The sequence below is a fragment of the Streptomyces sp. R-74717 genome, assembly GCF_047305335.1.
Taxonomy (GTDB): Bacteria; Actinomycetota; Actinomycetes; order Streptomycetales; family Streptomycetaceae; genus Streptomyces; species Streptomyces atratus.
Genome location: NZ_CP102361.1, coordinates 640,834 through 654,383, shown reverse-complemented (window position 1 = coordinate 654,383; position 13,550 = coordinate 640,834). Strand labels below are relative to the sequence as shown.

The following is a 13,550-nucleotide window of genomic DNA, read 5'->3' as shown; positions in this document are numbered from 1 at the left end:
CGCGGTGACGGAGGGAGAGGTAGAGGTCCTTCTGCGGAGTGAGCGTTGCGTTGACCGCGACGAGTTCTGACGCGAGTTGGGCGGCGGGTCAGGTGTAGGAGGCGAGCCCGTGCGCCCGGAGGGCGGCCGTGACCACGGCCCGCGCGACGGCTGGGCTGCGGGGGTTGCCCGGCAGGGTGAGGCTGAGAGCCTGTCGGGTGGCCGGTTGATACCAGCTTCCCGCGGCGGCCTCAGCGATCACCCCGTCCATGAGCGCCTGGAAGACGCCGGCGTTGCGCCATTGGGCGAAGCGGTCGTAGACCTTCTGCCGGGCCCCGAGCTCCAACGGCATCTCCCGCCGCTGGCTGCCGGTGCGGAACCGCCGGATCGCGCTCTCGAACTGCTCGCGCAGGTGCTCCGGTTACGGGCCGTAGCGCCCGACCGGCAGAGACAGCTGGATCAACCCCCAGTCGCCATCGTTGAGTTCACGTCGCGTCAGGCAGACGTTCCACCAGCCCGGAGGCCACACCGACCCCGAACCGACAGCATTGATCACGCTCCAGACGGGGCCTGGTGGAGTCAAGGCCGTCACCGGGCGGCGAGCGGTCGCCAAGGGCCTCGCGCTGCAACCGCTGACTGAATACCCACGTGTGGAAAGTGTGATCTTGCCCGGATTCACGCGGTTCACGGCTGGCAAGTCCGTGACATGGCAAGGACTTGCCTTCATCAGGCCTTCACGTCGGCGTTACCGGCCGATAGACCCATGGCATGTTCTCTCCCTCACTGACTTCCGCCTTTCGGCGCAGACGCCGGCAGCTGATCTCCGCCGCCACCGCGGTGCCGCTGCTGGCGTCGGGGCTAGCAGTTCTGCAAGCGCCCGCACAAGCCGCTCCGAGCAAGTCCACCGTTCCCGGCAAGCCCTCGGCGACCCACAAGGTCACCCTGGTCACCGGCGACGTCGTCACGGTCACCACGATGGCCGACGGCAAGCAGACCGCCGACGTCGACCGGCCGGACAGCGCCGTCGGCGGCGTGAAGATCCAGGAGATCAAGGGCGACCTGTTCGTCATCCCGGACGAGGCTGTGCCGCTGCTGGGCACGGACAAGCTGGACCGGCGGCTGTTCAACGTCACCGACCTGATAGAGATGGGCTACGACGACGCGAAGTCGGCCGCGGTGCCGCTGATCGCGGCGTACGCCCAGCCGAAGTCTCGCTCGGCCGTCAAGCCGACGGCCCCCCGCGGCAGCAAGCTGACCCGCAAGCTCAAGAGCATTCACGGTGCCGCACTCAGCACCGAGAAGCGGCAGGCCCGCACCTTCTGGACCACCGTTGCGCCGCAGGGCAGCGCGACGTTGGGCGCGGGTGTGTCGAAGCTGTGGCTCGACGGTCGCGTGAAGGTCAACCTGAAGGAGAGCGTGCCGCTGATCGGCGCGCCCGAGGCCTGGGCGGCCGGGTACACCGGCAAGGGCGTCAAGGTCGCGGTGCTCGACACCGGCATCGACGTCAACCACCCCGACTTCGCCGGTCTGATCGACGGCACAACCAGCTTCGTGCCGGGTGAGGCCATTACCGACGTCAACGGGCACGGCACGCATGTGGCCAGCACGATCGTGGGTTCGGGCGCCGCCTCCGGAGGCGACAACAAGGGCGTCGCCCCCGGCGCCGACCTGTTCGTCGGCAAGGTGCTCGGCGGCGCGGAGGGCTACGGCCAGGACTCCTGGGTCATGGCCGGCATGCAGTGGGCCGCCGAGTCCGGTGCGGACGTCGTCAACATGAGCCTCGGCGACTCCTACCCGACTGACGGCAGCGACCCGATGTCGCAGACGGTTGACGCGCTGTCCGAGCAGTACGGCACTCTGTTCGTCATCGCCGCCGGCAACGCGGGCCCGGAGAGCATCTCCGCCCCGGGCGCGGCCGCCTCGGCGCTGACCGTGGCCGCCACGGACAAGCAGGACCAGCTCGCGTCCTTCTCCAGCACCGGCCCGCTGGCCGACTCCGGCGGCATGAAGCCGGACATCGCGGCGCCCGGCGTGGACATCACCGCGGCCCGCTCGCAGGAGATGACCGACGGTGGTGAGGGCCTTTACCGCACCCTCAGCGGCACCTCCATGGCCACCCCGCACGTGGTCGGCGCGGCGGCGATCCTGGCCCAGCAGCACCCGGAATGGGCCGGCGCGCAGCTCAAGGAACACCTGATGAGCACCGCGAAGGGCCTGGACGACGGGTACTCGCCGTACGAGGTCGGCACCGGCCGTCTCGACGTGGCCGCCGCCGTGCGCACCACGGTCCGCGGCACCGGATCGCTCTTCTTCGGCAACTACACATGGCCGCACGAGCCGAGCGGCGTCGCCGTCACGAAGGACCTGACCCTCACCAACACCGGTTCCTCCGACGTCACGCTGAAGCTGGCGCTGACCGACGACGGCGGCCCGTTCGCGCTGGGAGCCACCACGGTGACCGTCCCGGCGGGCGGCACCGCCGCCGTCCCGGTGACCGGTGACCCGCGAACCGCCTCGGCAGGCCGGCACGTCGGCTACGTGATAGCCACCGACACGGCCACCGGCAAGCCGGTGACCCGCACGTCCGTGGCGCTGCTCAAGGAGGAGGAGCGCTACGACCTGAACATCAAGCTGGTCGGCCGGGACGGCAAGCCCGCCGCCGGCTGGGTCGGAATCAACCTGGCCGGCGACGTCTTGCCGTGGTCGGTCTACGTCGACGGCTCGACCACCATGCGTATGGCACCCGGTCTGTACACCGTCGCGGGGTACCTCGACGTGGCCGGCGAGAAGGCGGACCGCTCGGGTCTGGCCGTGCTGGTCGCCCCGGAGACCGTGCTCAAGGACCGCTCCATGGACGTGGTGCTGGACGCGAGCAAGGCACGTCTGCTGCAGACCGAGGCGCCGCAGCGCACCGAGGACCGCCAGCGCAAGGTCGACTTCAACGTCCACTACAAGGGCCTCGACCCGTTCATGGACTACCGCAGCGCGTATGTGCTGCCGCCGACGTACGACGACGTCTACGTCGCCCCGACGGAGCCCATGAAGCAGGGCGAGTTCATGCTGACCACCCGCTGGCGCAAGGGCGAGCCGCTGCTCAGCCTGAGCACGTCGGGCGGTCGGCTCCGCTTCGAGGCACTGGTGCAGGCGGGCAGTGCCCTGGGCACCGCCACGGACAGGCTGGACGCCGTCTACGCGGGCAACGGCGCGGCGGCCGCCTACAAGAAGGTCAGGGCCAAGGGCAAAGTCGTCGTCGTCGAGCGCAGCGACGAGGTCACGCCGCAGGAGCGCGCCGAGGCCGCGGTGGCGGCCGGCGCGAAGGCGCTGATCGTGGTCAACGACGGTGTCGGAGCCCTGATGGAGTACGTCGGCGAATCGACCATCCCGGTCGCCACCGTGCACCGCGACGCGGGCAAAACCCTTGTCTCGATGGCCAAGACCGGCATCTTCAAGCTGACCGCAAAGCAGACCGAGTACACGCCGTTCGTCTACGACCTGACCCGGGACTACCCCGGCCAGGTACCGAACCGGGCCCTCGTCTACAAGCCGACCAAGGCTGACCTCGCCCGGATCGATGCCCGCTACTACTCGGCCACGGACGGCAAGTTGGCGGAAGGTTACCGGTCCGACTTCACCCTCAGCCCGTCGTTCAACCTCCCCGAGGTCGAGTGGCACCCGGGCACCCGCACCGAATGGGTGACCCCCGGCCAGGTCTGGAGGGAGTTCCATACGCAGGGCGTCGACGGAGCCCTGCCGTGGTCGATGGTGTCGGGCGACAACACGTATGCCAAGCGCAGCACCACCCGTCTGGACTGGTTCGCTCCGGCGACCCGGCCCGGCCAGAGCGAGTCCTTCGGTGTGTACAACTCCCGTTGGCAGAACTACATGACCTGGAACGTGCAGGCGTGGGCCTCCGCCGGCGACAACATGCGGCTGGGCGGCTACCTGCCGTGGGGAGAGACGCCGTCCCACCTGCAGGTCTTCCAGGGCGACACGCTGATCCACGACAACCCGGTCAGCGGAGACATGCAGTGGCAGGAGGTACCGGCGGGCAACCTGCCCTACCGCGCCGTCCTCGACGTGGAGCGGCCCGGTGACGTCTTCCGGCTGTCGACGCGCACCCACACAGAGTGGACGTTCATGTCCGACACCGTCGACTCGGACTCCTTCGAGCCGTTCTCGGTGCTGAACCTGGACTACAAGCTGGAGTCGGACCTGCACGGCGACGTCAAGGCCCATGCGACCCAGAAGATCGCGCTCAAGCCGGTGTCGATGGACCTCGGCACCGTGCCGGGCAACGTCACCAAGGTGAAGCTGGACGTCTCGTACGACGACGGCGCCACCTGGCAGAAGGTGATGCTGACCAAGGGCGCCGACGGCTACTGGACGGGTTCGTTCAGGGCGGCGAAGAAGCCCGGCGGCTTCATCTCGGTCCGCGCGAGCGCCGCGACGGACCGCGGCTTCAGCGTCAAAAACGAGATCATCCGGGCGTACGGCCTGCGATGAACCGCACTGTCGGGCCCCGGGGAGGCGACTCCCCGGGGCCCTCCCCGTCACACCTGCTCCCAGCAGGGACTATTCAAGGTCTGCCGCCATGGCGCATACTCTCCCCGCTGCGGCAAGCGGAAGAGAGTCGGTCGCCGATGCTGGATGTTCTGGGCCTCGAACCCGATGACGAGCGCGTCTACCGGGCGCTCCTCGGACGGCCGAACTCCACCGCGATGCTGCTGTCGGATCTGCTCGTCGTATCGCAGGCCGACGTCGACAAGGCCTTGTCCCGCCTGGTCGAGTGGGGACTGGTGATCAGGTCGGCGGACGAGCAGTTCACCGCCGCGCCGCCGGCCATGGCGCTCGGCGCTCTCATCAGCCAGCGCCAGGACGGGCTACGCATGGCTGAGCAGGCACTGGTGACCTTCGCCGAGGAACACCGGGCGGCGATGACCGGGAACTGCATCCATGATCTGATCGAGGTCGTCACGGGCGTCGACGCCATCCGCCATCGCTTCCTACAGGTGCAGCAGGCAGCTCGCACGCAGGTCCGCAGCTTCATCACCGCACCGTTCCTCGCCGTGCCGCCCAACGAGAACACGGCCGAACCCGCGGCCATCGGCCGCGGCGTACACTTCAGGGCGGTACTGGACCGGGCCGTGCTGGCAGAGCCGGGCATCGTCACCGATGCGATCGATTCATTGCGCAACGGCGTGCAACTGCGTGTCGCCGACCAGCTGCCGATGAAACTCGTGTTGGCCGACGCAGACCTCGGCCTTGTCCCGCTCGCGGTCACACCGGCCGGAGAGCCCGGCGCCGTGCTGCTGCACCGCAGCGGCCTGTTGGATGCGTTGGACGCGCTGTTCGAGACGGTATGGCGCACCGCCCACCCGCTCGAGCTGTCGGGCACCGGCGGAGAAGCCGAAACCACCGTCGAGCTCGGTGCGGAAGGTCCGACCGACCTCGACCGAAGGATCCTCACGCTACTACTGGCCGGTCTGACCGACCCGACGGCCGCGACACAGCTTGGTCTGTCACCGCGCACGCTGCACCGACGCCTGCGCCACCTCATGGACATAGCCGGAGTTCGGACTCGGATGCAGCTTGGCGGTTACGCCGTCCGACACGGCTGGGTAGAGCTTCCCGATCTTGAGGTCAAGGCCAGCGGCAGGTGCGTCTGCAGTGCGGCGTCGTCCGTCGTCGTCACCTCGAGGTCGAACCAGATGTCCTCACCCGCTCCACCGGTACGCACATCCGCGTAGTTGAAGTTCGCCTCAGGCAAGACCGCGGCCATCTGCCGCACGTCCGTGACCGTCCGCAGCTCGGCGAAGAGCCCGACCTCGTCGTCGCACTCCGCCAGCAGCGCGCACAGGCGCTTGGCCTGTGCGTAGCCACCGACGCCTCGGTGGTCTGGTAAACGGGATATGCCCTGGAGTTGCCCATGGCTGAACCGTCACACGCCCCTGTCGGCCTCCGTCACCGCATCCTCCTCGGCTGATTCCACCCTCCGTCAGTCACCACCGAATGCGAGACAGGGCCGAACGTTTTACAGTTCCGCCCGTCGGCGCTGACGGCGTGGTGTGTTCTGATAACGGCCGACAGGATCCGGTGCAGAGACCGGCCATGCCGACGACCCGTGCCGCTCCCCTTCGGGCGGCGGACTGCCGTCGGCCTGGCTGCTGCGGCAGCGAGCCGGTGCTGCCGTCAGGGCTTGATCGCCTTCACCTTCGTGTCGACGCCGTTCACCCGCACGGTGACTTTCCTCTGGTTCCGCGCCCGGTCGGCCACGATCTTGTAGGACGTGACCTTCCCGTCCCGCCACTCACAGCTCACCTCGTAGCCGCCACGGGCGCGGAGCCCGGTGAAAGAACCCTCGGCCTTCCATACGTCCGGCAGGGCGGGCAGCAGGTGGATGACGCCGTCGTGGCTCTGCAGGAGCATCTCCGCCACGGCGCCCGAGATGCCGAAGTTGCCGTCCATCTGGAAGGGCGGGTGGTTGCAGAACATGTTGGGCAGCGTGTTGTAGGTCAGCAGTCCGCGCAGCATGATCTGGGCGCGATGCCCGTCACCGAGGCGAGCGAAGAGGGCCGCCCGCCAGGGCCAGGTCCACGAGCGGCGGCTGTCGCCCGACACCGTCGCGGCCGTGAACGGGACGCCTTCCTTCTCGCCGCACCGTGCCTTGAGCGAGACGAGGGCGGCGGCCGCGAAGTCGGGCGTCTTCAGGGTGATTTGGCGGCCCGGGTAGACCGCGAAGAGGTGCGAGGTGTGGCGGTGGATGTCGCTCGGTTCGTCACGGTCGGTCTGCCACTCCTGCAGCTGACCCCACTTGCCGATCTTGTTCGGGGCGAGGCGCGCCTGCATGTCCGCGACCTTGGCCCGGTAAGCGGGATCCGCCTCGAGCACCGCCTCGCAGTCGAGGTAGTTCTGGAACAGGTCCCAGATCATCTGCTGGTCGTGCATGACGCCGTCCTCACGCGGCCCGTGCTCGGGGGACCAGCCGTTCGGCGCGACGAGGAGCCCGTCCTCGCGCTCCTTGAGATGGTCCTCCCAGAACTCGCAGATCTCCTTGATCATCGGGTAGGCGACGGTGCGGAGGTAGACCAGGTCCTGGGTGAACGCCCAGTGCTCGTACAGATGCTGCGCGTACCAGGCGCTCGCGGGGATGTTCCACTCCCACGCGTTGCCGCCGAAGATGCTCTGGCTGGTGCGGGCGGTCCAGCCACGCGTGTCCTTGCCGAAGGCGTTGCGGGTCGCCACACGGCTGGGCACCGCCACCTGCTCGATGAACCCGACGAGTGCCTCATGGCACTCCGGCAGGTTCGTCGTCTCGGCTCCCCAGTAGTTCATCTGGACATTGATGTTGGTGTGGTAGTCGGAGGCCCATGGCGGCTGGTTGCTGTCGTTCCAGAGGCCCTGGAGGTTGGCGGGCAGGCCCTTCGGGCGAGAGGAACTGATCAGCAGGTATCGGCCGTAGTCGAACATCGTCTGTTCGAGTGTCGGGTCCTGCCCGCCCGCCGCGTAGCGCGCCAGCCGGGCGTCGGTCGGCAGAGCGACGACGGCGGCGTCGGAGGTGCCCCAGGCGACCGAGACGCGGTTCATGAGGGCGCGCATCTTGGCGGTGTGCTCGTCGCGCAGCTCGTCGTAGGACCGGGCGGCCGCCTTGTCGAGCGCCCTGACGACGACCGGTTCCGGATCGGCTCCGCGCCACCCGGCGGCGGCATCGAGCTTGTAGTCGGTGCGGGCGTCGAGGAGCAGGGTCAGGGTCGTGCAGCCGTTGAACCGGAGCACCGACCCGTCGGCGCGGAAGTCGCCGTCGGTGTGCACGGCCCGGACGGTGCACGCGTGCTTGAGGCCGTTGCCCATGACACCGCTGAAGGCGAGCCGCCGGGCGTCGGCGTCAACAGTCGTCGGGGCCTTGTCCTGTGCGGACGTCAGCGAGATCTCTCCGGAGAGTCCCCGGGCGCTGTCCGACGTGTACCGGAAGACCATGACGTCCGCGGACCGGCTGACGAAGGCCTCCCGCAGGACGCGCCGTCCGGGTGCGCCGAAGCGGGTGACGTGGACACCCTCGACGAAGTCGAGGGTGCGTCGGTAGTCGACGATCGTGCGCTGCGTATGCGTGTCGAAGCCCGTGCCTTCCAGCGCGATCTCCCCGATCTGGAATCCGGTGGAGGACGCGCCGGGGGTCAGGGTGAGCCGGTAGATGCGGTAGGCCGTGCTGTTGGTGATCCGGAAGGTCCGGGTCTCGCCGCGGTCGGCGAAGGGGGCCCCGGGGTTCTGCGTGTCGAGGGTCACCCAGGCACGCCCGTCCTGCGACGCCTCGAGCGCCCATCGCCGGGGGTCGTCCTGCGGACGGTCCGGGGCCGCCGTCAGCACGTACGAGGTGACGACGACCGCGCGGGGCAGGTCGGCCTGCCAGACGACCGCCGGTGCAGCGGCGTCGACCCGCCAGACCGTGGCCGGATCGCCGTCCACCGAACTCGAAATGTCCGTGGCCCGGGACCCGGTCCCGGCACCGGATCCTTCGGAGTGTCCGCTCGGCGACGACAGGTACATCGAACCGCCCCCGCCCAGGTCAACGCCGGACAGACCGATCTCGCTCACCTGGAAGTGGCTGACCCCTGCCTTGGGGGCGAAGTCGAACCGGTAGAAGCGGTAGGCGGCGGTGTCGGCACAGGTGAATTCCTTCTTCTGGCCACGGCTCTCGAAGGGCGTCGCCAGGGTGCGTCTGTCCAGCGTGGTCCAGGTGGAGCCGTCGGCGGAACCGGAGAACGTCCACTCCTGCGGGTCGCGCTGCGGCACGTCGCTGGCACTCGTCAGACTGTAGGACGCGACCGCGACGGGGTCCGGGAGCTGGACCTGCCACTGCACCTTCGAGCCAGGCCCCTCGATGCACCACTTCGTGCTCGAGTCACCGTCGTACGTCTTGTCGACACCCTCCGACGAGGAGGTGCGGTACGGTCCCCCCGGGGCCGTGACCTTCGAACGGGAAGCGAAGGTGACGACGACGTCACCGAAGTTCCGGTACGAGCCGAACCCGGTCATGCCCGTGTCGAAGTCGCCGTCCCAGTTGTTGACTCCGCCCCACAGGCTCTGCTCGTTGAACTGGATGCGCTCCTCGTAGGGATCGGCGAAGAGCATGGCGCCGAGCCGGCCGTTGCCGATCGGCAGGGCCTGCGACTGCCAGTCCATGGCGGGGACGGCATACTTCAGCGCCTTGCGCGACAGGGTCGGCCACTGGACGGCCGTGGGCGCGTCGGTCCCTGCGGCGACGGCCTGTCCCGCAGGGGTTCCGCCGGTCAGTTGAGCGATCAGAGGTGCAAGGGCGAGGGCACCGCCGAACTTGAGGATGCTTCGTCGCTGTGGTTGGGATTCATTGATCACGGTGAGATCTCCTGCACTATTCATCGGCTCTTTGACGGAGAGATCGACAGCAGCATCGGCATCCATCGAGGGCGCGGTCATCCTTGCGTGAACATAGATCGGATGTCTAGAGGCGTGCGCCAACTGAATCACCTCGTACCGTCCGGCGCCTGCCGCGGCGGCGTGACGCGCCTTCCATGCGAGTCGCCCCGAGGCTGCCATGTCGTGTCAAGCCGCTTGAGGAAGCTCTTCCGTATCCGGCTGATTCCTCGGCTCGAGGATCTTGAAGAGATGGCGTCAGATGAAGACCGAGCAATTCCAGGCGATGCCCCAGCGCGTCCTGGACGCCCTGGGGCCGTTCGTGTGGGTGGCCGCGGACGAGGCGTACGGGCAGGTCAAGCGGCTGCGGTGCTGGCTGGAGCGCCCCGGTCCGCACGTGCCGTGGGTGCTGGTCCGCTGCAGTGACCGGCGCAGATGATGGATCGGGTTGAGGTGTTGTGGGTGGAGGATCAGTCCGATCGGGCGGTGGATCTCCGCGATGGACAGGGGGATCAGGCGGGTTTGTCCAAGATCGCTGCCCCCTTTGACGGCTTCCGGGCACGGACGGCGGTCAGCACGGCGGGCGTGACCCGACTCCTCTCAGCGCTTGCAGGCTGAGCAGGACCGAGGGCCCCGCAGTACCTGCTCCGGAGTCTGTTGTCTCACGAGGGCGAGCCAGGCACCTGCACCGCCAGGCGGTGTGGCGTTCCGTCGGCGAAAAGGCGCGATGGCCCACCGCCGCGCCACTGACTGCACGTCGGGCAGCAGGAGCGGCCACCTCATGCCGGGAAGCCTGCCGCCCACGCGGGCGGGCCGTCGCGCAATTTCGGAAAAGCCTCTTGACACGCAGATGTCCGACAGGTTTTCTGTGGCCACTCGATCGAATGCGTCTCTTTGTGTTTGATTTTGTTGTCAAGCTGCTGCTCAACTGCCCAGCTAGCACCCGGCCTCACCTCGATATCGGCCGGCAAACCGGCGCCGGCGCCCTCCAGAGCGCCACCCTCACCCGCCGAAGGGCCTTCCATGGCCGTTAAGCCTCGCACCCCGCCCTGACCCTCCATCACTCCGCCCCTGCTCGGCACCCGCCCGACTCTGACCTTGCACATGAGCCAGGCAGCAGATCGTCGAGCTGTACCCGCCGTTCTGGACACCCGCCTGATCAACGAATCCATCAACTCGTAACCCACCTCCGCTCGTTCCGAATCCGTCAGGAAAGGCCATCCATGATGCGCCCACCATCCATTCAAATTGTTTTCCGCGCCGCCGGCATATTCCTCGTCGGCGTACTCCTCAGCTTCCTGGCGGTGCCTGTCGCGGCCGGGCAGGGGGCGTCAGCAACGGTCGTACGGGTGACCGACTTCGGCGCGGACCCAACCGGGCGATCGGACAGCGCCGCCGCCGTGGCCGCCGCGTTGAGGCATGCCAAGTCGGTCGACGGCCCGGTCCGTGTGCTCTTCCCCCACGGCAAGTACCACCTCTATCCCGAGCAGGCCGAATCGCGGGAGCTCTACATCTCCAATACCGCCGGCGCCGACGAGCGCTACCGCAACAAGCGGATCGGTCTCCTCATCGAGGACATGAAGGATGTCGTGATCGACGGGGACGGATCACACCTGCAATTCCACGGGCTGATGAGCGCCTTCGCCGTCATCCGGTCGCAGCACGTCACCGCGACGAACTTCAGCTTCGACTACACGACCCCGAAGGTCATCGACGCCGCGGTGGCCGAAACGGGCACCGCCAACGGCAGGGCCTACCGGATCCTCGACGTCCCGCCGGGGACGCTGTACCGCGTCGCGGACAACCACGTGACCTGGCTCGGTGAGACCAGCCCGGCGACCGGCCAGCCCTACTGGAGCGGTGTCGACAGGATGCAGTACTCCCAGACCCACGACCCCAAAGCACAGCGCACCTGGCGCGGCGGCAACCCGCTTTTCGGGAACGTGGCAGCGGTCACCGACCTCGGAGACAACCGCATCCGCATCGACTACCAGTCCTCCACCGCGCCGTCCGACCGGGGACTGGTCTACCAGATGCGGCAGACGGCTCGGGACACCGCGTCCGGGTTCATCTGGGAGTCGAGCGACGTGACTCTCCGCGGGATCGCGGCCCGATACCTGCACGGCTTCGGCATCGTCGGCCAGTTGAGCGAGAACATCACCATCGACGGCAACGAGTTCCGCACCGACCCCGCCACCGGACGCACGACCGCGGGCTTCGCCGACTTCATCCAAATGTCCGGGATCAAGGGTGCCGTGACCATCACGAACAACACCTTCGACGGACCGCATGACGACCCCATCAACATCCACGGTACGTACGTCGAGGTGACCCAGCGGCTCGCGCCGGACAAGTTGGTGCTGTCCTATATGCATAGCGAGACGGCAGGCTTCCCCCAGTTCCATCCGGGCGACCAGGTCGAGTTCGTCGAGAAGCGCACCATGGCGGCCGTGCCCGGCGGCACCGCCACGGTCCGCAGCGTCGACGGACCGTCTGGTCAGGACCACGACAAACCCCTCACGACGATGACCGTGACATTCGACCGGGCGATCCCCGATGTCGTCACCGCGGGCGGTTTCGTCGCCGAGAACACGACGTACACGCCCTCGGCACGGATCACCGGCAACACCTTCCGGAACGTACCGACCCGGGGAATCCTCGTCACGACGCGGCGACCCGTCGTCATCGAGGACAACATCTTCGACGGCATGTCCATGGCAAGCGTGTTCATCTCCTCCGATGCCTACCAGTGGTACGAGTCGGGGCCGGTGCGAGACGTGCGCATCCGGCGCAACACCTTCCTCCGACCGGCCGGCCCAGTAATCTTCGTTGAGCCGACAAACCAGGTACTCGACCCCAAGAACCCGGTGCACCAAGGGATCCGCGTCGAGCACAACGAGTTCCGTATCGGCAACGTCGAACTGGTGAATGCCAAAAGCGTCAGTGGCCTCACCTTCCGCAGCAACCACGTCAAACGCCTCGACCGCGACCAACTCGTCGCCGTGCAGGCCAACAACCCGTGTCCCGCTGTGGGCGCCACGGCGCGGGTCCGCGCCGTCGCGGCCGACGGACCCCACACCTCGTCCCTGTTCCGCTTCCGCGGCTCGAGTGACGTCCTCATCCAGGACAACAAGTACGACAACGGGCTGAACCTGCGGGGTGATCTTGAGGCGACGCAAGCCGACCAGGTCACTGTCGACGGGGACGACATCCGGTTCGGGCAGGACAACATCCGTCCGGTGATCGAGGCGCCGAAGTTCCGATCGAGCAAACCACGGGTGCTGAAGGTCGCACCAGACGGTACAGCGACGGCGGTCGCCGCGGGCACCGCGGAGGTGACAGCAGTGATCAACACGGAGAACGGCCGACTCGTCTCCCGCGCCCTGACGATGACCGTCGGCGGCGATCCGGCATCACCTGAATGCGCCGTGACGCCCACCCTGTCCGACTCCTGGACCGTGCTGCGCGACACCCCCAGTAAGCGCGCAGTTCTGCCCGACGGGGCCCTGTCGCTCACCCCGACCGGCAGCAGTTTCCTCTGGGCCAACCAGAACTCGGCTCGCAACATCGTGCTGACCGACGTCGGCGGCGGCGAGGGGACGGCAACCGTGAAGATGGTCGGTAAGACTCAGCGCGGCTACATGGAGGCGGGCCTGCTGCTCTACCGCGGCGACAACGACTACATCGCTCTGCAGCGCAAGCACAACGACGGAACTCCCACCGTCACAGTCGTGACCGAGTCCGCTGGGCAGCCGGAGGAGAGCCGGCGGATCGCCGCCCCGGATCAGTCCGCGCTCTGGCTGCGACTGGCCCGTACCGGCGATACGGTCATGGCTTCCGTGTCGACAAACGGCGTGGACTTCACACCAATCGGATCACCGATCTCCGCGGCGTGGCTCGGGCAGGCCCGGTTCGGCGTCATGGCAGAGGTGGAGAATCCAGCACCCGACCAGCCGTTCGAGTTCCGCGACGCAACCATCAGCGGGAAGCAGGTGCCCTTCATGGATTAGCCGCCGGCACTCCCCGCTCCCCGCCAGTCAGACGCCGTTCGTCCAGTAGTTGCGTTGGTGCGACGCCGGCCCTCCCGCGGAGGGCCGGTGTCGCACCAACAACACGCCGAGAATCGGGGCGAGGACAACCAGCGCGACTCCCACGAGCGGAACGAACCGCAGGGTGAGCTGTAC

6 protein-coding genes are annotated in these 13,550 nt (G+C 67.9%); 4 read left to right on the top strand and 2 right to left on the bottom strand.

Translation table 11 applies throughout. The annotated features are described in order from the left end of the window. Window positions 1-88: 88 nt before the first annotated feature. Window positions 89-391, bottom strand: a complete 303-nt coding sequence (locus NRF20_RS03100) for a transposase (protein WP_398632924.1) — start codon at window positions 389-391, stop codon at window positions 89-91. 356 nt (window positions 392-747) lie between these two features. Between NRF20_RS03100 and NRF20_RS03095 the strand changes: the two genes are divergently transcribed. After that, window positions 748-4,482, top strand: a complete 3,735-nt coding sequence (locus NRF20_RS03095; RefSeq protein WP_413751943.1) for a S8 family peptidase — start codon at window positions 748-750, stop codon at window positions 4,480-4,482. Between the two features lie 137 nt (window positions 4,483-4,619). Next, a complete protein-coding gene (locus tag NRF20_RS03090; RefSeq protein ID WP_398632904.1) occupies window positions 4,620-5,726 on the top strand; it encodes a helix-turn-helix domain-containing protein in 1,107 nt (368 codons plus the stop codon). A 442-nt stretch (window positions 5,727-6,168) separates the two neighbouring features. Here the strand turns inward: NRF20_RS03090 and NRF20_RS03085 are convergent, their stop codons facing one another. Further along, entirely contained in the window at window positions 6,169-9,348 is a 3,180-nt protein-coding gene (locus tag NRF20_RS03085; protein ID WP_398632903.1) for a glycosyl hydrolase family 95 catalytic domain-containing protein, read from the bottom strand. A 280-nt stretch (window positions 9,349-9,628) separates the two neighbouring features. On the opposite strand from NRF20_RS03085, the gene NRF20_RS03080 reads away from it, so the two are divergent. Next, on the top strand, window positions 9,629-9,805 hold the full coding sequence (locus tag NRF20_RS03080) for a hypothetical protein (RefSeq protein ID WP_398632927.1): 177 nt from the start codon (window positions 9,629-9,631) through the stop codon (window positions 9,803-9,805). Window positions 9,806-10,589: 784 nt separating this feature from the next. Further along, window positions 10,590-13,376, top strand: a complete 2,787-nt coding sequence (locus NRF20_RS03075; RefSeq protein WP_413751942.1) for a DUF1349 domain-containing protein — start codon at window positions 10,590-10,592, stop codon at window positions 13,374-13,376. Window positions 13,377-13,550: the final 174 nt, after the last annotated feature.